The organism is Pseudoalteromonas sp. MB41 (assembly GCF_020966275.1).
In the GTDB taxonomy this organism is placed as follows: Bacteria; Pseudomonadota; Gammaproteobacteria; order Enterobacterales; family Alteromonadaceae; genus Pseudoalteromonas; species Pseudoalteromonas lipolytica.
Genome location: NZ_JAJJZF010000001.1, coordinates 741935 through 762307, shown reverse-complemented (window position 1 = coordinate 762307; position 20373 = coordinate 741935). Strand labels below are relative to the sequence as shown.

The window sequence follows — 20373 nt, the reverse complement described above, 5'->3', positions numbered from 1 at the left end:
ATACGCAAAAAAACACGTTGCAGACATTTTATCTTTTTAATTATTCATTTGTACTGGGGTATGCTTTCATGGCTACTGCGTTTTTGTTTATACATGCGCTCATCGGCTTTATGAAGTAGTTCATCAAGTGATTTAGCATCATCAGGATAGATGGCATAGCCAACGCTCGTGGCAATATTTAAATAGCCAACTTCAGAGGCGATAGGAGCCGAAATAGCATTGATAAACCGTGTAAGTGCCCGTTTCACTTGGCTAAGGTTTTCGATATCGGTTATGACAACAACAAACTCATCGCCACCAATACGCGCGACACAATCTGTTTTACGAGCCGTATCTTGTAATCGTTTGGCTACTTCAACAAGAACAAAGTCACCCATTAAATGGCCGTGGGTATCATTAATAGGTTTAAACTTATCTAAGTCAAAGTATAAACATCCCACCTTTGCCCCGGTGCGTTCACTGCGATCAAATTCGTGTTTTATGAACTTACTGAGTGCATTTCGATTAGCAAGGCCTGTTAAATGATCTGTTTGTGCTAACTGCCTTATTTTCTTCTCTGCCATTACCCGTTTAGTAATGTCAAAGTTAACCCCAATCATACGGTTGCCATAAATACGTCCATCGGCATTTAGGTAACGAGTTTGCCCAGAGGGTAATACTATTTGAAATTCAGCATGAAACTCTTCGTTGTTTAATAGAGCAATCTTGAGTTTATTGGTAACTCGCTCATATTCATCAGGGTGCAGAGTATTAGCCCATGTTGCGTAATCGCCTTTAAACTGTGACTTGGGTATTTCGAACAGGGTATGCATCCAGTCATCCCAAATTAATTCGTTGGTTTCAAAGTTCCACTCCCAAATACCAATGTGCGCTGCATCGGCAGCCATCGACATGCGTTGATGCAAGTTTTCAAGTTCTGTTTTGGCTTGTTTTAGCTCTGTCACGTCTTCTGATACATCGAGTAAATATCGTGCTTTTCCATTACTGTCTTTAATAGCCAGTTTACGAGTACGTAAGTAATGTGTTTTACCGTCAACCGTTACTGGCTTTTCATCTAATGTGATTATTCCGTCTTTATTAAGCACGTCTCGGTCTGTTTGGGCAAAGTTTGCAGCTTCGTCATTACTAAAAATATCAAAATCATTCAGACCTATTAATTGCTCTTTACGTCTGCCAAGCAGTTCTTCGCCAGCTTTATTTACATGGCTAAAACTTAAATGCTCAGCTTCTTTTACAAACAGCATGATGGGCAAGTTATCAAAAATGGTTTGTGTGAATGCTTCCTGATTTTGGATGTCACTTAAATCTTTAATCGTGGCGACATAGGGGCCTTTTTCTTGTTTGCCTATCGAGCTGATTGTGAGTGTGATGGGAAACAACTGTTTATTTGCTCTTTGTCCTTTTAACAGTCGACTTTTACTTTTTTTTGCGTTTGGTATGTTAAGTTGAGAGCCGTTAAATATATCGCTGAGTTCAGCTGATTTTTCAGGGATAAGAAGGTGAATATGTTTACCAATTAAATCATCGGACCGGTAGCCAAATACAGGTAACACGGCTGGATTCGCAAATTCTATAATTCCCGTGCTATTAAAGCTTATAACGACATCTTGAACAGTGTTAAGCACGGCTTTGAGTTTGGCGGATAATAAACTTCGGGCTCTTAATTCAACAATCCCCAGCACAAGAAGGCTCAGCGCCAATAAAACAGTCATCACAAGTTGTGCAAGGGTGGAGTTGTCGTGTGTGTTTATATATACGGTGTGCTCTGTTTCAAATACAGACATCGAAATCATACCAATATAATGCATGCCCGATATAGCACTGCCCATTATAATTGCGCCAAGCAGATTAATGCGGGTGTGATGAATGCCTCGAGATTGTCTCAAATCGTTAATTTTTAACGCAATACCCGAAAGAACAATGGCAACCAAAATAGACAAAGAGAATAACCAAGGCTCATAAGCCATATGAGCTGGCATCATCATGGCCATCATGCCAACAAAATGCATACAGCCGATCCCAGCCCCCATTAAAATACTTCTGAATATGAGTCTTCGACCGTGGCTAAGTGCCGGTGACAATACAATGTAGCTTGCAAATACACTGGGTAGTACCGAGAGTAAAGTAATGGTGGTGTTGTATTCAATGGCAATGGGGAGGGTATAAGCCAGCATACCAACAAAGTGCATGCCCCAAATGCCAATCCCTAAAAAGCAGGAAGCCAGTATTGTCCATATTAAGCTTTCGTTTTTTAAGTGTGAGCTTTTAATGCGACTAGATAGTAAAAAAGACACATACGATGCGAACACCGCAGTAATTATCGAGGCAAAAACCAATAAACCATCATAGCTTGCGGGGATAACCGGTGCGCTATCTATATTGGCATTAATAAAATGGAGCCTTAAATGATCTATCACTATGATGATCCCTCATCGTTAAATTTTGCTTAATTCAAAAGTAGTACAAATAAACATTAGCTCAATGCTAATGGGTTGGCCAATTCGGTCTCGTAAAATATGATGACTTTGTGGCGATACTTGATTAAAACACTCGGGTATTAGATAATCGTCATATCATAGGTTTTGAGGGTTTTGGTATGTCGGATGAGTTGCCAATAAAGTTCAGCGATGCAGCAGCTGTTCGTGTTAAACAGTTAATCGAAGAAGAAGAGAATCCAGATCTAAAATTACGTGTTTATGTAACAGGTGGTGGTTGTTCAGGTTTCCAATATGGTTTTACTTTTGATGAAAAAGCCAACCCTGGCGATTTAGAAATTGTAAAAAACGGGGTGACCTTAGTTGTTGATCCAATGAGTATTCAATACCTTGTCGATGGCACAGTGGATTACACTGAAGGCCTTGAAGGAGCACGCTTTTTTGTCAACAACCCCAACGCAACAACAACCTGCGGTTGCGGCGCTAGCTTCAGCGTTTAAAAAATAATTTGAAAAAAGCCACTTGATGTGGCTTTTTTATTGCTTACACTTCCTAATTATCCCAGCCTAACTATACTTACGCATCATTAGAAGGAATTTTGCGTTGCTAAATCTAAGAACAGCACTCGAAAAGAAACCTTATATTTTAGCTATTTTTATTGTACTTGTGATTGTACTTTGGATGCTTTCTGGCATGACTGAGTCACCGGAAGTCGATGATGAAAATAATCACCAAGTTACAAATTCAGACCGAATTGCCAAAGTACAGGTGGTGCGGTTAACCGCACAAAATATAAATAAAAACCTTACTTTTTATGGTAAATCAGAGCCAGATAAAACCGCCAATATTAGTGCCAGACAAGCAGGCCAAGTAACTGAAATTTTGGTTGAAGAGGGGCAGTTTGTAAAACAAAATGAGATTATCTTACGGCTTGATAAATCAGATTTAAAAGCTCAAATAACCTCGGCCAAAGCGCTGGTTGCTCAATATGAAACTGAATATGAAGGCGCATTAAAACTGAATCAGCAAGGGCTGCAAAATAAAGTACAAACGATGCGTGCTCAAGCATTATTGCAACAAGCTAAAGCGGCGCTTGCGAGTTTAGAGCTGATGTATCAGCGCACAGATATTCGAGCGGCATTTGATGGTGTGATCAACAAACGCTTAGTACAAATCGGTGATTATGTTGGCATTGGTGACCCAATTCTGCAATTGGTTGACCTAGACCCTCTGATAGTGAGAGCCGATGCGACACAAAAAGAAATTCAAGGTTTACAGGTTGGTCAAGCCACGTTTGCCCATGTTCTTAATGATAAAACCTACCCAGGAAAAATTCGTTACATCGCCTCCGTCGCAGATGAAAGCACAAATACATTCAGAGTGGAGGCTGCATTTGCGAACCCAGGTATGCACTACAAAGCCGGGTTTTCGACACAATTAAATATCGAGTTACCCGCAGAACCTGCCATGCTTTTAAGCCCTGCTTTTATGGCATTGGATGAGCAAGGCAATATCGGGGTAAAAATAGTCAATGATGATAATAGGGTAGAATTTAAATCGGTAAATTTAGCAAAAACTACCGAAGAAGGTGTGTGGTTGTGGGGCCTAGGTGAGCAAGCAAATGTGATAACTTTAGGGCAGGGCTTTGTCAGAGCAGGAGATAAAGTTGAGCCTGTATTTGCTGAGGTAGCGAGCAAGTAAGTATGAAAAACTTAATTGAGGCGTCGTTAACTCATACCCGCACGGTATTATCTATTTTTATTCTATTGTTGATATCGGGATGGGTGACTTATCAAACCATTCCAAAAGAAGCCAATCCAGATGTCACCATTCCTTTTATATATGTTTCGATTATTCATGATGGCATTTCGCCAGAAGATGCCGAGCGCCTGCTTGTAAGGCCTATGGAGATAGAGCTCCGCTCAATCGAAGGGGTTAAAGAGATGACAGCCGTAGCAAGCGAAGGCCATGCTTCGGTCACACTTGAGTTTCTTGCCGGTATGGACCCTAAAGAAGCGTTGGCAGATGTACGCGATAAAGTGAGTTTGGCAAAAGCGAAGTTACCCTCTGAATCAGAAGAGCCAGAAGTACATGAAATACTGATGGAAGATCAGCAACCAACCATTACTTTAACGTTGTCAGGTAATTCGCCAGAGCGAGGGTTACTCACATTAGCGCGAAACCTTAAAGATGAGCTTGAAAGTATTTCTAGTGTCCTTGAGGTCGATGTCGGTGGTGACCGAGAAGACATGGTTGAAATTGAAGTTGACCCATTAGCCATGATTTCATATGGGCTAGAACCAAGCGATATCATTCAACTGCTGTCGAATAATAACCGTTTGGTCGCAGCAGGAACCCTCGATACAGGCAAAGGTCGTTTTGCGGTAAAAATACCGTCGGTTTTCGAAACGATTCAAGATGTAATGGAGCAACCTGTCAAAGTCGTGGGTGACCGCGTTGTGCGCTTTATGGATGTCGCAAAAATTCGCAGAGCCTATAAAGACCCAACCTCAATAGCGCGGATTAATGGTCAACAGGCTGTTTCGTTAGAAGTTAAAAAGCGCGCAGGTGAAAATATTATTGATACCGTTGAGCAGGTTAAACATGTGGTTAATGAAGCTCAAAAGCGTTGGCCTGAGCATGTTCGTGTGGACTACACCGGTGATATGTCGAAAGACGTTAAAATGATGCTGTCAGATTTGCAAAACAACGTGCTTTCGGCCGTTTTGCTGGTGGTGATTGTTATTGTGGCTGTACTAGGTGCTCGTACCGCTTTTTTAGTTGGCATTGCTATCCCCGGTTCATTCCTCACCGGGATTTTGGTCATCTCCATGTTTGGCTTAACGGTAAATATTGTGGTGCTATTTGCACTTATTATGGCCGTGGGGATGCTGGTTGATGGTGCGATTGTGGTTAGTGAGTTTGCTGATCGGGAAATGAGTGAAGGAAAACCTCGCAAAATAGCCTACCGTCATGCAGCCGAGCGAATGGCTTGGCCTATTATCGCGTCAACAGCCACAACCTTAGCTGCATTTGCGCCATTGATTTTCTGGCCGGGAATGATGGGCGAGTTTATGAAATACTTACCAATTACATTAATTGCTACGTTATCGGCATCACTGTTAATGGCCCTTGTATTTGTTCCTACAATTGGCGGCTTAATTGGTAAAACGAGGCCATTATCTGCACAGCAAAAACTTGACTTGGCACTGGCTGAGTCGGGCGATTTAACGCAAATAAAAGGGGTGCTTGGGCGTTATATCCGAATGCTTGACTTTGCTACGCAGCGACCGTGGTGGAGCTTAACTGCTGCGATTATATTCTCTGTTTTGGTGTTTTTTACTTTTGCCGTATCAAAATTAGGGGTTGAGTTTTTCCCCGATGTTGAACCTAATGGCGTCAATATTAAGGTGCGTTCGTACAGCGATTTATCTATTTATGAAAAAGATGTGATCATGAAAGAGATAGAATCAAGGATCTTAGAAGTCCCAGGTATAAAAACCTTGTATGCAAGGACTGGGGGCAAAGATCAGGTGGGGACGTTCAGAATGAATCTTAAAGAGTGGGATGAACGACCGCCAGCCGAGAATATTATTAGCCAAGTAACGGAAATAACAGCCGGTTTCGCGGGTGTTGAAATTGAACTACGCAAGGATGAAAACGGGCCCGGTGGCGGCAAAGCACTGAGTATTGAGCTAAGTTCAAAGTTTGTAGACGTATTAAATAGCGAGGCAAAAAGAGTACGGCAAGCGATTGAAGATGACGGGGCGTTTCGTAATGTAGACGATACAGCGTCTAAGCCGGGGATTGAGTGGCAGCTTGAGCTCAATCGCTCAGATGCAGCGCGTTTTGGTGCCGATGCAAGTATGTTAGGTGCGAATGTGCAGCTTATTACAAATGGTTTGAAGCTCGGCGAGTACCGACCAGATGATGTCGATGATGAAATTGATATTCGAGTTCGTTTTCCTCACGATAAACGAGATTTAGGCCGCTTAGAAACGTTACGTGTCAAAACCATACACGGACAAGTGCCGATTAGTCATTTTGTTGAGCGCCAAGCCGCTCCTAAAGTTGATACAATTCGCCGAGTTGATTCACAGCGAGTAGTTACCGTTAATGCCGACATGAAGCCAGGTGAGCAGCTTGCCAAAGCGCTGCCACGCTTACAGGCGCAATTAGAAGAGCAAGGTCTCGACCCGCGAGTAAAAATTAAAGTGCGGGGTGAAACTGAAGATCAAGATGAGTCAGAGCTTTTTCTTGAGCAAGCATTTGTAGTTGCTTTGTTCGTGATGGGGATTATTTTAGTTACTCAGTTCAATAGTTTCTATCAGGCATTTTTAATTTTAAGTGCCGTGTTATTCTCAACTGTTGGTGTATTCTTAGGTTTAATTGTACTTCAACAGCCCTTTGGTATTGTTATGTCGGGTATTGGTGTAATTTCACTGGCAGGGATTGTCGTTAATAATAATATTGTGCTGATTGACACTTATAACGTGTTGCGTCAGCAGGGCTTGGCTGCAAAAGATGCAATCCTCAGAACAGGGGCACAGCGTTTACGGCCCGTACTGCTTACTACCGTTACGACAATTCTTGGCTTAATGCCGATGGTGCTACAGGTCAACATTGACTTATTTAATCGCCAAATCGACTTTGGGGCACCTTCTACGCAGTGGTGGGTGCAATTAGCAACGGCCGTAGCGGGCGGGTTAACATTTGCAACAGTTTTAACGCTGGTGTTAACACCCTGCTTGCTTATGCTACGAGATCGCGCGCGCTAGTTAATAGAAAGTGACCCTAGTGTTGGGTCACTTTAATCATTAGTAAGAAAAAGCCTAAAACCACTCCAGATATGATCAAAATATAGACGAACCCTTTTTTGCCTTGCTTAATTGGTACACGATTTTGTTTTAAAAAAAGGTACCACGCTACACAGAGTACAATTGGCAACAAAAATAATATACGAAACATTTCCTAGCCTTTTTCAGTATTTACATACACTTTAAGCATAAGTATGCAATTTTTAAAGTTATATTTTCAATTTTACAAGGTTCCAATTGAACGATTTTTTGGTACAGTTAAGCAACTAATAATAGAGCTTGTGCTTTAATTTTAGCTTAAACTTAGACTTGTTAACAAAAACGGTCTATACCTAAAAAGTGGACATTTGTATAATTAACCGTTCACAGAAAAAGTTATTAGTATATAATGTATCCAAGAGTGAGACGGGCAAAATTTCGCTCTAAATTTATTAACTTGAATCATCTAGTAGGAGATGTATTTTATGATGGGTAAAACAGTTTCTTCTGAAGAAAACTCAAAATTAACAAAATGGTTAAAAACTAAACGCCATGAGAAAGGCCATACAATGCGCAGCCTAGCACAGGTTTTAGGTACGCCGCATTCGTTCATTGGTAAAATTGAAAACCAAGAACGTCGTTTAGATGTAATCGAATTTATGCGCTATTGTGATGCGCTAGAAGTGGACCCATACGAAGGTCTTAACTTACTTAAAGAAGCTTAATTATTCATTACACGCAGGCAGCCCTTAGCGTGCGTGGTAATGCAAATAGTGCATGGATGCACTATTTAAGACCCCTCTAAATACAGGTTACATTTAATCACATACGTTCTTATTTTGTTAATTGCTCTTATGATAGTTGCTTTCTAATGCATAAAGTTTGTGGCGTATTAAGAATAAAAATACCAGCGACGGAATAACCATAACGGCAGTAAGCACAAAAAACAGTGCCCAATTCCCTGATAACCAGTCATCAATCACCACACCACTGTAGCTTGAGAGTAGAGTTCGGCCTAAATTTCCTAATGAGGCAAGCAAGGCGTAGTGCGTTGCACTGAAGGCTCGGTCACAGAGCATTGATATAAACGCCACCATGGCAACGAGTGACCAAGCTTGTGTAAAGCCATCAACAATAATAGCAAACGCGTATAGGCTTAATTTAGGGCCTGCCACGGCAATCCACGCAAAGGCTAGGTTAGAAGCAGCCATTGCAATACCACTGATAAATAAGCCTTTTACAATGCCGTAGCGCTGATTGAATAGACTACCCACGAAAGTAAAAGCGATAGTAAGAAAAGCGGTACCCACTTTTGAGAAGGTAGCGATGTCGCTATTGCTAAAGCCAATCTCTTTGTAAAACACGATAGACATGCGCCCTAAAAATGCTTCCCCTATTTTAAATAAGAAGATAAACGCTAGTAGCGCGAGCGCGGTTTTTACCCCGTTGCGTGCAAAGAAGGTTCTAAATGGATCAAAAACGGTTACCGCTAACCATGCAAGTACTTTGGCAAATCGCGTTTGCTGTCCCCCAGCGAGTTTTTGCTGGTAGGTGTGCTCAAGTTCAGCTTGGACAACTTCACGGTTTGATTCAGGCTCTTTTGCCCAAAAAACACTGCTCATTAATAGCAGCATGACAACGGATAAGAAAAAATAAACTTGGGGCCAGTCAATGGATGGAATATCTGCCATATAAAAGGGCAGGGCACCTAACAGTGCGTAGCCACTCCACCAACCTGATGTCGCCATAGCGGCGGCTGCGGTCGCTTTATGGCTTTCATTCTCGCTTAAGGTATCAATACGAAACGCATCAATGGCTATATCTTGAGTGGCAGAGGCAATGGCGATAACTAAACACAGTGCAGCTGCAAACCAAAGGTTCGCTTTGATATCTAGTCCTGCCAGTGAAAAAGTGCCTATAAAAATCACTGACTGACAAAGCAAAATCCAGCTGCGACGCTGGCCAAGCCATTTAAATAATACTGGCAACTTTACGCGGTCGACCAACGGAGACCATAAAAAGTTAATACTGTATGCACCAAACACAATGCCAAATAAGCCAATCATGCTGCGGCTTAACCCTTCATCTTTCAGCCATGCTGACATCACCGAGCCAATTAGTACCCAAGGAAAGCCACTGCTAATGCCGAAGATAAAAATATTGATCAGACGTTTGTCTTTGAAGTACGAAAAGTACTCTGAAATTGAAAGGGTTTTTGTCATAGTGTTGCCGTGTTTGTGGGGGCGCCAAGCCCCCTAATTATTATTGATTAGCTTCGAGTACTTTTACATTTAAAATAACGACAGGGGTTTTAGGCACAAAGCTGTAACCTATTTTTTCATTGAATGCAGTTTCAACACGCATGATCTTGTCTAAGGTCTCATAACCATCCATAACCATACCAAACACAGCAAATCCCCAATCACGGCCCGGATTTAAGTGATCGTTGTCATCCATGTTAAAGAAGAATTGACGTGTACCTGAGTGCGGTTTGCGGTCTTGATAGGCCATGGCGATACTGTACATGTCATTTTTTAGACCGTTACCGCTCTCGTTGAAGATAGGGTCGTTTTCGTGCAGACCGTCGTAGTCTTTATCGTAACCTCCCCCTTGAATTACAAAGTCGCGTTCATTATCTTCATCACGTTCAACGCGATGAAACACGCTTCCTTGATAGCTGCCGTCGGCCACATAAGTTAAGAAGTTATTGACCGTTATAGGGGCGCGAGAGCGATCCATTTCAACAACAATACTTCCCAACGTGGTCACTATTTCGACCCGTGGAAACATGTTGTCTTTTTGAATAAATTTACCTTCAGTTGCCGCGAATGAACTGTGAGCAAATAATAAAATAAAACTAAGTAATAAAATGCGCTTCATAGTTAACCTTCTAAATAGGCGATTAATTCTGGGTCAGATACAATGCGGGTAATTAATTGTTCAGTCAACTTATTCAGCTGACTCTCAATTTTGGCTCGGTCATGGCTTAGAGGGCCTTCAAGGTTCGCATTGCCATGGTAGACTTTACTGAAGCTACTGTCGTTTCTGATAACTCGCACACCAAACTCGATGCTTGCGGCGCTGGTGTGAGTCATCATTTTTTCAGTGACCACTGCTTGTAATTTATGGATATCAATTTCGAAACGCGTGGTGGCAAGATTAGAAATACTGACACCATTGCGGCTCAACGCGCTATCAAGTGCACTTTTAACAGAGTCGGTAATACCTGGACTTGCAAGCGTTTTGGTTTTATCTGATTCGATAATTTTTAATGTCACATTGTCACCACGTAAATCAATGACACTGGTGCTCACATTACTATTAATTTGAGTGATTTTACCGCTTTGATATACGGGGTTTAAAATTAACTGATTTGGTTGATTGCTGCACGCAGCCAGCAAAAGCACCGCACATAAAGGAAGTATTTTTCTCATTTATATTGCTCCATTAATTATTTTTAATCGCACTAAGCACGACAAACTTTTTATTAGAACCTAATAACTTACAGTTGCCGAACATACGCTTTAATTTTTCATGATAGTCTAAATGACGATTACCAATTATTCTTAACTCGCCGCCAGGTTTAAGCGTCTGTTTAGCTTGTTTAAACATCTGCCAAGCAATGTGGTCTGTGACAGCTTGCGCCTGATGAAAAGGTGGGTTGCATAACACCAGGTCAACACTATTCGCTGCAAAATCGGTTAAGCAGTCGTTTTGCACGAACTCACAGTGTGCTAGTTGTTCGGGTAAATTAGTTTCAACATTGAGTCGTGCTGACTCAACCGCCATATACGATTCATCAACAAACGTAAGCTGTGCTTTAGGGCAACGTTTTAAAGCCATTAAACCCACCACACCATTGCCACAACCTAAATCGATGATACTGCGCGCTTTACTGGTTTGTGGTAAATAGTTAAAGAAAAAGCGGGCGCCGATATCTAATGAATCGCGCGAGAAAACATTTGCGTGATTTTGAATTTCAAATTCGCTGCCCTCCAGTGGCCAGCTAACCGGAAATGCAGCGTGTTTATCTAATCCACTTGTTTTACTTATGACTAAGCGTGATTTTTTTACGGCTAAGCTGGTTGTTGTTTCACCGATAAACTGGCTAAACGCTTTAATTGTCGAGTTATGAATCTCTTTAGTTTTTCCCGCGGCTATTACATCAATACCAGCAGGTAATGCTGCACTAATCGCTGCTAATTGATGTTGCAAATAGCCTAAATTTCGTGGCACTTTTAAGATCACTAAATCAACGTGGTTTGGTAAACTCTCAAGTGAGTTTAAGCGCGTTAACGAATCCGCTTTTAACTCATTGGCGTTTAAATTATAAAGGGTGGCCTGATGGGCAATATACGAATCATTAACTGAATAAACGGTTAACTGGTTAAATGCACATGCCAATGCCCCAAAGCTGTCATTGAGAATAAGGACAGAATTTGCGTGTGAATGGTGTTCATGTACATAATCAATTAGGTACTCATCAGCAGAGTCCCAGGCCTGGAGGCTACGATTTTTTTGATCTAAAGGAAAACGTTCAAGGGTATAGGTGCTATCACCGAGCTGTGCTTGGGTGGTCATCATGTTTTTACGATAAGTATTTAAGTATAGGTAAATTCTAACATGCAACAGCCAAACGCCAACCCTAATCATCTACCAAATGGCTTTTCTTATCAGGCCCAAGCTCTTAGTGCCCAAAAAAGCCTCGACTTATTTTATTACTTAGAGCAAAACCTACATTGGCAACAGCCCGAAATTACGGTGTATGGCAAACGTCATGTTATCCCACGCTTGCAATGTTTTATTGCTGATGAAAACGTTAATTACGCTTACTCAGGATCAACATTGATTGTTGAACCTTGGCCTGATGTGCTGGATGCCATGCGAAAACGTTTAACGGCGCAGTTACAGATACCTTTTAATGCTTTATTGGTTAATTTGTATCGAGATGGCCACGACTGTATGGGGTGGCACAGTGATGATGAACCCGAACTTGGCAAGCAACCGACGATTGCGTCTATTTCGCTGGGGGCTGAGCGTGTGTTCAAAATAAAACATAAACACACCAATGAGCAACAGAGTATCGTGCTACAAAGTGGCAGTTGCTTAATAATGAATGGCACAAGCCAACGGGATTATCTGCATAGTTTACCTAAGCAGCAAAAGCTTAAGCACCCTCGAATTAACCTGACCTTTAGATCAATAATGTAAAATCATTGGAAAAATGAACCATCCCCTTGATATAGTAACGCTCAATTATTTTGCTAAAAGGTTTATGACAGATGTCAATGCAACAACAAATTGAGCAAAAGCTCGCCGCGGGTATTCAGTGCAAGCACCTGAATGTTGTTAATGAAAGTCATATGCATAGTCGCGGCACTGATTCACATTTTAAAGTGATTGTAGTGAGTGAAGAGTTCGCAGGTAAGCGCTTACTAGCCCGTCATCGTCAAATAAATGAGTTATTAAAAGATGAGCTTGCTAATCATATTCATGCTTTAGCGATACACACGTTTACGCCTGATGAATTTGCACAACATCAAGGGCAAGCGCCTGAATCACCTGCGTGTATGGGCGGTTCTAAGTTTGATTAATTGGATGGTGTGATCAGTTATATATTTTATATGACTGATCAGACCTGTATTTTTACTATTAGCCTTTAAACTAGCGCTAATTTTTATTGTGATAGATATAGGATGATCAATGGTCATTAAGCCTAAAATTCGTGGATTTATCTGCACTAACGCGCATCCAGTAGGGTGTGCTGAGCACGTACAAGAACAAATTAATTATGTGAAAGCGCAAGGACCACTAAGCAATGCACCTAAAAATGTATTAGTCATTGGTGCGTCAACAGGTTACGGCCTAGCATCACGTATTACGGCTGCATTTGGTGGCGGCGCAAACACCTTAGGTATCTTCTTCGAAAAAGAAGGGGCAGAACGTAAAACAGGGTCTGCTGGCTGGTACAACACCGCTGCATTTCAAGCCGCTGCGGAAGAAGCTGGTCTGTGGTCTAAAAACATCAATGGCGATGCGTTTTCAAATGAAATCAAGCAAAAAGCAATTGAGACTATCAAAGCAGACTTAGGTAAAGTTGATTTAGTTATCTACAGCTTAGCGTCACCACGTCGTACAGACCCAAATACGGGTGAGACATATTCGTCTACATTAAAGCCAATCGGTTCAGATATCACGACTAAAAACTTAAATACGTCTAAGCGTGTGATTGATGAAGTAACGGTTGAAGCGGCAAGCCAAGAAGACATCGACAATACAATTAAAGTAATGGGCGGTGAAGATTGGGAAATGTGGATTGATGCATTAAAAGAAGCCGATGTACTTGCTGATAACTTCAAAACAACAGCGTATACCTATATTGGTAAAGAGTTAACGTGGCCAATTTACGGTCATGCGACAATTGGTAAAGCAAAAGAAGACCTTGACCGTGCAACGCAAGCGATTAAAGAGTCAACAAAAGACTTAAATGGCGAAGCGTATGTGTCTTCTTTAAATGCTGTGGTAACGCAGGCAAGCTCGGCAATTCCAATTATGCCACTTTATATCTCTGCATTATTTAAAGTAATGAAAGCAGACGGTACGTACGAAGGCACCATTGAGCAAATTCACGCGCTATTTACTGAAAACCTTTATGGCGCCACACCTCGTTTTGATGACGGTGGTCATTTATTCCAAAACTACAAAGAATTGGAAGACGATGTGCAAGCGCGCGTACAACATGTTTGGGATACCGTTGATACAGAAACGATTGACGAATTAACCGATTACGTGGGTTACCATAATGAGTTTTTACGTTTATTCGGTTTTGGTATCGACAGCGTTGATTACGAGCAAGATGTGAATCCTGTTGTTGAAATTTCTCAGTTGATCGATTAATCGATAAAAAACGTTAAATTTATAAAAGTCGCTTTTTTAAGCGACTTTTTTGTTTTTTCTCTAAAATAAAACGGCATCAATAGCACTTTGGTCTATATTGAATTTTATTCAAATGGATTTTGTAGTCTAAATAATCACATCAGTCGTATAAATTTAATATTTGCTCTCGCATAGTCACCCTGATTGATGTTAAAATTCGGGCAATATATGTGAGGAGTTTACTGCGTTGCTTGTTTGGTGTGTTAAACAAGCTGTTCTTAGATACTAAGAATTTGACTTGAGCATATCAAAGAGCGACGTAGTTGGTACGATTTTTCAGTTTCTTTCCGTTAATGTAATGCAAGTGCGTATGATCAACATAAAAAAAGGTCTGGATTTACCGATAGAGGGCGCACCTCAGCAAGTTATTCATGATGGCTCTGCCGTCAAACGTGTAGCTGTGCTAGGTGAAGAATATATTGGTATGCGTCCAACCATGCATGTCCGCGTGGATGACCAAGTCAAAAAAGGCCAGGTACTTTTTGAAGACAAAAAGAACCCAGGCGTATTATTTACTGCACCAGCTTCTGGGGTAGTTAAAGAAATTAATCGTGGTGCTAAACGTGTGCTGCAATCTGTTGTTATTGAAGTTAATGGCAGTGAGCAAATCACCTTTGACTCTTTCAAGGCCGACGAGCTTTCGAGCTTAGACCGTGAAAAAGTGAAAGAAGTACTTGTTCAGTCAGGCCAATGGACAGCACTTCGTGCTCGCCCATTCAGCAGAATAGCTGCGTTGGATGCAAATCCTAGCTCTATTTTTGTAACGGCTATCGACACTAACCCGTTAGCTGCAGATCCTGCAGTTATTATTGCTGAGAATTCTGCAGCATTTGAAGCGGGTTTAGCGGTGGTATCTCGTTTAACTGACGGCAAAGTATTTGTTTGTAAACACGCTGGTAGCCAAGTGCCTAGTTCATCAATCCCTCAAGTAGAAGTACATGAGTTTGGTGGCAAACACCCGGCAGGCCTAGTGGGTACACACATTCATCACTTAGACCCAGTTTCTGCTAGCAAGCAGGTTTGGCACTTAGGTTACCAAGACGTTATTGCCTTTGGTAATTTATTCCTAACAGGTGAAATCTTCACAGATCGTGTTGTTTCGCTTGCAGGTCCTCGTGTTAAAAACCCACGCTTAGTGAAAACTCAGTTAGGTGCTTCTTTAGATGATTTAGTCGCTGGTGAATTAGAAGACGGTGATAACCGTGTTATTTCTGGTTCTGTTTTATCAGGTTCTATTTCACAAGGTCCACATGCGTTCTTAGGTCGTTACCATGTTCAAGTATCTGTATTACTTGAAGGTCGCGAAAAAGAATTGTTTGGTTGGATTGCGCCAGGTTCTGACAAGTTCTCAGTAACACGTACCTTCTTATCTCACCTAACGCCAAGCCGTCTATTCAACATGACGACTTCGACAGGTGGTTCTAAGCGTGCCATGGTTCCAATTGGTAGCTATGAGCGTGTTATGCCTTTAGACATCTTACCTACATTATTACTACGTGACTTAATCGCACGTGATCTTGATAGTGCTATAACGTTAGGTGCTCTAGAGCTTGATGAAGAAGATTTAGCGTTATGTACCTTCGTTTGTCCAGGTAAATACGAGTACGGTTCAATCCTACGCGATTGCTTGACTACGATCGAGAAGGAAGGCTAGAGAGATGGGTTTAAAGAAATTTCTAGAAGATATTGAGCCGCATTTTGAACCGGGTGGTAAACACGAAAAATGGTATGCGCTTTACGAAGCTGCAGCGACTATTTTTTACACGCCTGGTTACGTAAATAAAGGCAAAACACACGTTCGCGATAACATCGACCTAAAACGTATGATGATTTTAGTGTGGATGGCGACGTTCCCTGCTATGTTCTTTGGTATGTTCAACATCGGTCATCAGGCCGCAGGTGCGCTTGCACAAGGTTTTGAACTAGCAAACTCATGGCAAGTTGGTCTGTTCCAATTGTTTGGCGGTGAATTATCTGCTGAATCAGGTTGGGGCGCGAAAATGTTTTACGGTGCCTGCTTCTTCCTACCAATCTACGCGACAACATTTATTGTCGGTGGTTTCTGGGAAGTATTATTTGCTTCAGTGCGTAAGCACGAAGTAAATGAAGGTTTCTTCGTAACGTCTGTATTATTTGCACTAATCCTGCCTGCAACGATTCCACTATGGCAAGTTGCGCTAGGTATTACGTTTGGTGTTGTAATCGCTAAAGAGATCTTTGGTGGTACAGGCCGTAACTTCCTAAACCCTGCGCTTGCTGGTCGTGCGTTCTTATTCTTCGCATACCCTGCACAAATTTCAGGTGACACAGTATGGACAGCAGTAGATTCATTCTCTGGTGCAACTATGCTAGGTCAGGCAGTTGTTGGCTCACTTGATTACAGCAACATGGAACTATGGTGGAATGCATTCTACGGTTTCATTCAAGGTTCTGTTGGTGAAACATCAACACTTGCACTATTAATCGGTGGTTTATTCCTGATTTATGTGCGTATCGCGTCATGGCGTATCGTGCTAGGTGTTTTCCTAGGTATGGTTGCAACGTCATTCTTACTAAACACGGTTGGTTCTGAAACGAACGCTGTATTTGCTATGCCTTGGCACTGGCACTTAGTATTGGGTGGTTTTGCATTTGGTATGTTCTTCATGGCAACAGACCCAGTATCTGCATCATTCACAGACAAAGGTAAGTTCGCTTACGGTGCGTTAATCGGCTTTATGGTTGTAATGATCCGTGTTGTTAACCCGGCATTCCCAGAAGGTATGATGCTAGCAATCTTATTTGCTAACTTATTTGCGCCATTATTCGATCACTTTGTAGTGCAAGCTAATATCAAGCGGAGGTTGGCACGTAATGTCTAGTAATAACGAATCAATCGGCAAAACGCTAACCGTTGTTGTTGCACTATGTTTAGTGTGTGCAATCATCGTATCGTTTGCTTCAGTTCAGCTTCGTCCTTTACAGCAAGCTAACAAAACACAAGATATTCAGCGTAATATCTTAGCGGCTGCAGACATTGAAGTTTCGGGTACTGTTTCAGATACCTTCAACTCAAAAATTGAAGCACGCGTAGTAGATATGAGCACAGGTGAGTTTGTTGAAGGTGTTGATCCTAACTCATTTGATTTCGAGAAATCTAAATTCGACCAAGCGCGTAGCTTTGCGTTGAAAGCAGAAGGAATTAAAGACATCGCGGGTATCCAGCGTATGACGAAAAATTCACCTGTTTATATCTCGAAAAAAGCAGATGGTTCTACAGATGCAATCATTCTTCCTATCCAAGGTTACGGCCTTTGGGGTGTAATGTATGGCTTCTTAGCGCTTGAGAGCGATGGTGAAACTGTTAAGAACATCAATTTCTTCAAGCACAATGAAACGCCTGGTCTTGGTGGTGAGATTCAAAACCCACAATGGACTGCTAAATGGCAAGGTAAAGAGTTACCAATCAATATCATGAAGAGCGGTGCGAGCAATGAACATCAAATCGATGGTCTTTCAGGTGCAACGTTAACGTCAAACGGTGTTGATCATACAGTTGACTTCTGGACTGGCGAGCATGGCTTTGGTCCATTCCTTGCGAAAGTACGTGAAGGAGCGTTGAAATAATGGCTGATACTAAAGAAATGAAGTCGGTCCTATTTGGCCCGGTATTCGCAAATAACCCAATCGCACTTCAAGTACTTGGTATTTGTTCTGCGCTAGCGGTTACATCAAGCTTAAAAAATGCACTAATCATGTCAATCGCATTGACACTTGTAACTGCGTTTTCTAGCTTCTTTATCTCATGTATTCGTAACCAGATCCCATCATCTGTACGTATTATCGTGCAAATGACGATCATTGCGTCACTGGTAATCGTTGTTGACCAAGTTTTACAGGCATTCTCTTACGCAACTGCAAAAGAGCTATCTGTATTCGTTGGTCTAATCATTACTAACTGTATCGTAATGGGTCGTGCGGAAGCATACGCAATGAAATCACCACCACTGATGTCTTTCTTAGACGGTATCGGTAATGGTTTAGGCTACTCAGTCGTGCTATTAACGGTTGGTTTCATCCGTGAGTTATTCGGTAAAGGTTCACTATTCGGTGTTGATATTATCCCACTTGTACAAAATGGTGGCTGGTATCAACCAATGGGTCTATTGATTTTACCACCGAGTGCATTCTTCATTATTGGTTTATTCATTTGGGTACTTCGTACCGTTAAGAAAGACCAAGTAGAAGCAAAAGCGTAAGGGGCGAGCAGTGGAACATTATATTAGTTTATTTGTAAAAGCGGTTTTCATTGAAAACTTAGCTTTAGCCTTCTTCCTAGGTATGTGTACTTTCCTTGCAGTATCAAAGAAAGTAACCACATCAATCGGCCTAGGTGTGGCAGTTATCGTGGTATTGGGTATTTCAGTACCAGTAAATAACTTGGTTTACCACGCTGTTCTTGCACCGGGTGCATTAGAGTGGCTTGGCTACCCAGAAGCAGACCTTAGCTTCTTACGTTTCTTGACATTTATCGGTGTTATTGCAGCACTTGTACAAATTCTTGAAATGGCATTAGATAAGTTCTTCCCTGCACTATACAACGCGTTAGGTATCTTCTTACCTTTGATCACAGTTAACTGTGCGATCTTCGGTGCGGTATCTTTCATGGTTGAGCGTAACTATAACTTCGGCGAGTCTGTTGTTTATGGTATCGGTTCAGGTGTGGGCTGGGCACTAGCAATTACATTACTTGCTGGTATCCGTGAAAAAATGAAGTACTCAGACGTTCCTGATGGCTTACGTGGTTTAGGTATTACCTTCATCACTGTTGGTCTTATGGGTCTTGGCTTTATGTCATTCTCTGGTATTTCACTTTAAGGTAGCGAGGATAAATCATGAATGAGATTTTCTTAGGTGTTGGTGTTTTCATCGCTATCGTTGTACTACTAGTTTTAGTCATCATTGGTGCTAAATCTAAGTTAGTTGCAAGCGGCGATATCATCATCGGTATTAATGGCGACCCAGAAAAAGCTATTAAAACATCTGCAGGTAGCAAGCTATTAGGCGCGCTGTCTGATTCAGGTATTTTCGTATCATCTGCATGTGGTGGCGGTGGCTCATGTGGCCAGTGTCGTGTACACATTAAAGAAGGTGGCGGCGATATCTTACCAACAGAACTTGATCACATCTCTAAAGGTGAAGCCCGTGAAGGCTGCCGTTTAGCGTGTCAGGTTAATGTTAAAAACGACATGGAAATTGAACTTGAAGAGTCAATTTTCGGTGTTAAGAAGTGGGATTGTGAAGTTATCTCAAACGATAACAAAGCAACGTTTATCAAGGAACTTAAGTTACAAATTCCTGATGGCGAATCAGTTCCGTTCCGTGCCGGTGGTTATATTCAAATCGAAGCCCCTGCGCACCACGTTAAATACGCTGACTTCGATATTCCTGAAGAATATCGTGGCGACTGGAACCACTTTGGTTTCTTCGATCTGGAGTCTAAAGTAGACGACGAAACAATTCGTGCTTACTCAATGGCTAACTACCCAGAAGAAGAAGGCATTATTATGCTTAACGTGCGTATCGCTACGCCGCCGCCAAGAGACCTAAGCCTTCCATGTGGTAAAATGTCGTCGTACATTTGGTCACTTAAAGCAGGCGATAAGGTTACTATTTCTGGTCCATTCGGTGAATTCTTCGCGAAAGACACTGATGCAGAAATGGTATTCGTAGGTGGTGGTGCAGGTATGGCACCAATGCGTTCACATATCTTTGACCAACTTAAGCGCTTAAAATCTAAGCGTAAGATGAGTTTCTGGTATGGTGCGCGTTCTAAGCGTGAAATGTTCTATGTTGAAGATTTCGACGGCTTAGCAGCAGAAAATGATAACTTTGTATGGCATACAGCACTGTCTGATCCACAACCAGAAGATAACTGGGAAGGTTACACAGGCTTCATCCATAACGTACTTTATGAAAACTACTTGAAAGATCATGAAGCGCCAGAAGATTGTGAGTTCTACATGTGTGGTCCTCCAATGATGAATGCAGCTGTTATCAACATGCTTAAAGACTTAGGTGTAGAAGACGAAAACATCTTATTAGATGACTTCGGTGGCTAACACCCATACACAAAACAATTAGTTTTGGTTAGAATACAAGCCTCGTAGCACACCGTGTTACGAGGCTTTTTTATTTCTATACCACTGTCGATTGGTATCCAAAAG

18 protein-coding genes are annotated in these 20373 nt (G+C 41.7%); 13 read left to right on the top strand and 5 right to left on the bottom strand.

Annotated features, from left to right (window positions below; all coding sequences use genetic code 11):
* Nucleotides 1-44: 44 nt before the first annotated feature.
* Nucleotides 45-2417: a diguanylate cyclase gene (locus LPA49_RS03425; protein WP_083633686.1), complete on the bottom strand. Its 2373-nt coding sequence runs from the start codon at nt 2415-2417 to the stop codon at nt 45-47.
* Nucleotides 2418-2596: 179 nt separating this feature from the next.
* Between LPA49_RS03425 and erpA the strand changes: the two genes are divergently transcribed.
* The 4 genes from erpA (at nt 2597) to LPA49_RS03405 (ending at nt 7956) form a co-directional block, all read left to right on the top strand.
* Nucleotides 2597-2935: an iron-sulfur cluster insertion protein ErpA gene (gene erpA / locus LPA49_RS03420; RefSeq protein WP_036966451.1), complete on the top strand. Its 339-nt coding sequence runs from the start codon at nt 2597-2599 to the stop codon at nt 2933-2935.
* Nucleotides 2936-3038: 103 nt separating this feature from the next.
* Entirely contained in the window at nt 3039-4136 is a 1098-nt protein-coding gene (locus LPA49_RS03415) for an efflux RND transporter periplasmic adaptor subunit (RefSeq protein WP_036966455.1), read from the top strand.
* 2 nt (nt 4137-4138) lie between these two features.
* A complete protein-coding gene (locus LPA49_RS03410) occupies nt 4139-7213 on the top strand; it encodes an efflux RND transporter permease subunit (RefSeq protein ID WP_180311045.1) in 3075 nt (1024 codons plus the stop codon).
* 503 nt (nt 7214-7716) lie between these two features.
* Nucleotides 7717-7956: a helix-turn-helix transcriptional regulator gene (locus tag LPA49_RS03405; RefSeq protein WP_036966461.1), complete on the top strand. Its 240-nt coding sequence runs from the start codon at nt 7717-7719 to the stop codon at nt 7954-7956.
* Between the two features lie 117 nt (nt 7957-8073).
* Here the strand turns inward: LPA49_RS03405 and LPA49_RS03400 are convergent, their stop codons facing one another.
* From LPA49_RS03400 to LPA49_RS03385, 4 genes are read right to left on the bottom strand one after another with little or no spacing between them, the layout of a single operon-like run.
* Complete coding sequence (locus tag LPA49_RS03400; protein ID WP_036966464.1) at nt 8074-9453, bottom strand: MFS transporter; 1380 nt, start codon at nt 9451-9453, stop codon at nt 8074-8076.
* A gap of 40 nt (nt 9454-9493) precedes the next feature.
* Nucleotides 9494-10111, bottom strand: a complete 618-nt coding sequence (locus LPA49_RS03395) for a peptidylprolyl isomerase (RefSeq protein ID WP_036966468.1) — start codon at nt 10109-10111, stop codon at nt 9494-9496.
* Between the two features lie 2 nt (nt 10112-10113).
* A complete protein-coding gene (locus LPA49_RS03390) occupies nt 10114-10665 on the bottom strand; it encodes a YajG family lipoprotein (RefSeq protein ID WP_036966471.1) in 552 nt (183 codons plus the stop codon).
* A gap of 13 nt (nt 10666-10678) precedes the next feature.
* Complete coding sequence (locus tag LPA49_RS03385) at nt 10679-11812, bottom strand: methyltransferase (protein WP_074989066.1); 1134 nt, start codon at nt 11810-11812, stop codon at nt 10679-10681.
* 42 nt (nt 11813-11854) lie between these two features.
* On the opposite strand from LPA49_RS03385, the gene LPA49_RS03380 reads away from it, so the two are divergent.
* From LPA49_RS03380 to nqrF, 9 genes are all read left to right on the top strand, one after another.
* Nucleotides 11855-12442 carry an alpha-ketoglutarate-dependent dioxygenase AlkB gene (locus LPA49_RS03380; protein ID WP_180311044.1) on the top strand — a complete coding sequence of 196 codons (588 nt, stop codon included), beginning with the start codon at nt 11855-11857 and terminating at the stop codon, nt 12440-12442.
* A 71-nt stretch (nt 12443-12513) separates the two neighbouring features.
* Nucleotides 12514-12825: a BolA family transcriptional regulator gene (locus LPA49_RS03375; RefSeq protein ID WP_074989043.1), complete on the top strand. Its 312-nt coding sequence runs from the start codon at nt 12514-12516 to the stop codon at nt 12823-12825.
* A gap of 109 nt (nt 12826-12934) precedes the next feature.
* Nucleotides 12935-14128: an enoyl-ACP reductase FabV gene (gene fabV, locus LPA49_RS03370; RefSeq protein ID WP_118844574.1), complete on the top strand. Its 1194-nt coding sequence runs from the start codon at nt 12935-12937 to the stop codon at nt 14126-14128.
* Nucleotides 14129-14477: 349 nt separating this feature from the next.
* The gene (locus LPA49_RS03365) at nt 14478-15821 is read left to right on the top strand and encodes a Na(+)-translocating NADH-quinone reductase subunit A (RefSeq protein ID WP_036969071.1); all 1344 of its coding nucleotides are present in this window, start codon (nt 14478-14480) and stop codon (nt 15819-15821) included.
* A gap of 4 nt (nt 15822-15825) precedes the next feature.
* A complete protein-coding gene (locus LPA49_RS03360; RefSeq protein ID WP_036966483.1) occupies nt 15826-17028 on the top strand; it encodes an NADH:ubiquinone reductase (Na(+)-transporting) subunit B in 1203 nt (400 codons plus the stop codon).
* Nucleotides 17021-17773, top strand: a complete 753-nt coding sequence (locus tag LPA49_RS03355) for a Na(+)-translocating NADH-quinone reductase subunit C (RefSeq protein ID WP_036966485.1) — start codon at nt 17021-17023, stop codon at nt 17771-17773. Before LPA49_RS03360 ends, LPA49_RS03355 begins: the two co-directional genes overlap by 8 nt.
* Nucleotides 17773-18405: an NADH:ubiquinone reductase (Na(+)-transporting) subunit D gene (locus LPA49_RS03350; RefSeq protein WP_036966488.1), complete on the top strand. Its 633-nt coding sequence runs from the start codon at nt 17773-17775 to the stop codon at nt 18403-18405. The genes LPA49_RS03355 and LPA49_RS03350 overlap by 1 nt, the downstream gene beginning before the upstream one ends.
* A 10-nt stretch (nt 18406-18415) precedes the next feature.
* Complete coding sequence (nqrE, locus tag LPA49_RS03345) at nt 18416-19024, top strand: NADH:ubiquinone reductase (Na(+)-transporting) subunit E (protein WP_016708692.1); 609 nt, start codon at nt 18416-18418, stop codon at nt 19022-19024.
* Nucleotides 19025-19041: 17 nt separating this feature from the next.
* Nucleotides 19042-20268 (top strand): NADH:ubiquinone reductase (Na(+)-transporting) subunit F, encoded by a 1227-nt coding sequence (nqrF, locus tag LPA49_RS03340; protein ID WP_036966491.1) that lies wholly within the window; start codon nt 19042-19044, stop codon nt 20266-20268.
* Nucleotides 20269-20373 lie beyond the last annotated feature (105 nt).

What these genes read in the sequence shown, in the direction of transcription:
- LPA49_RS03395 (WP_036966468.1), bottom strand. Translation starts at nt 10,111, where the DNA reads ATGAAGCGCATTTTATTACTTAGTTTTATTTTATTATTTGCTCACAGT.
- nqrF (WP_036966491.1), top strand. Translation starts at nt 19,042, where the DNA reads ATGAATGAGATTTTCTTAGGTGTTGGTGTTTTCATCGCTATCGTTGTA.
- LPA49_RS03355 (WP_036966485.1), top strand. Translation starts at nt 17,021, where the DNA reads ATGTCTAGTAATAACGAATCAATCGGCAAAACGCTAACCGTTGTTGTT.
- LPA49_RS03385 (WP_074989066.1), bottom strand. Translation starts at nt 11,812, where the DNA reads ATGACCACCCAAGCACAGCTCGGTGATAGCACCTATACCCTTGAACGT.
- fabV (WP_118844574.1), top strand. Translation starts at nt 12,935, where the DNA reads ATGGTCATTAAGCCTAAAATTCGTGGATTTATCTGCACTAACGCGCAT.
- LPA49_RS03410 (WP_180311045.1), top strand. Translation starts at nt 4,139, where the DNA reads ATGAAAAACTTAATTGAGGCGTCGTTAACTCATACCCGCACGGTATTA.
- LPA49_RS03360 (WP_036966483.1), top strand. Translation starts at nt 15,826, where the DNA reads ATGGGTTTAAAGAAATTTCTAGAAGATATTGAGCCGCATTTTGAACCG.
- LPA49_RS03365 (WP_036969071.1), top strand. Translation starts at nt 14,478, where the DNA reads ATGATCAACATAAAAAAAGGTCTGGATTTACCGATAGAGGGCGCACCT.
- LPA49_RS03380 (WP_180311044.1), top strand. Translation starts at nt 11,855, where the DNA reads ATGCAACAGCCAAACGCCAACCCTAATCATCTACCAAATGGCTTTTCT.
- erpA (WP_036966451.1), top strand. Translation starts at nt 2,597, where the DNA reads ATGTCGGATGAGTTGCCAATAAAGTTCAGCGATGCAGCAGCTGTTCGT.
- LPA49_RS03350 (WP_036966488.1), top strand. Translation starts at nt 17,773, where the DNA reads ATGGCTGATACTAAAGAAATGAAGTCGGTCCTATTTGGCCCGGTATTC.
- LPA49_RS03390 (WP_036966471.1), bottom strand. Translation starts at nt 10,665, where the DNA reads ATGAGAAAAATACTTCCTTTATGTGCGGTGCTTTTGCTGGCTGCGTGC.
- LPA49_RS03405 (WP_036966461.1), top strand. Translation starts at nt 7,717, where the DNA reads ATGATGGGTAAAACAGTTTCTTCTGAAGAAAACTCAAAATTAACAAAA.
- LPA49_RS03400 (WP_036966464.1), bottom strand. Translation starts at nt 9,453, where the DNA reads ATGACAAAAACCCTTTCAATTTCAGAGTACTTTTCGTACTTCAAAGAC.
- LPA49_RS03375 (WP_074989043.1), top strand. Translation starts at nt 12,514, where the DNA reads ATGTCAATGCAACAACAAATTGAGCAAAAGCTCGCCGCGGGTATTCAG.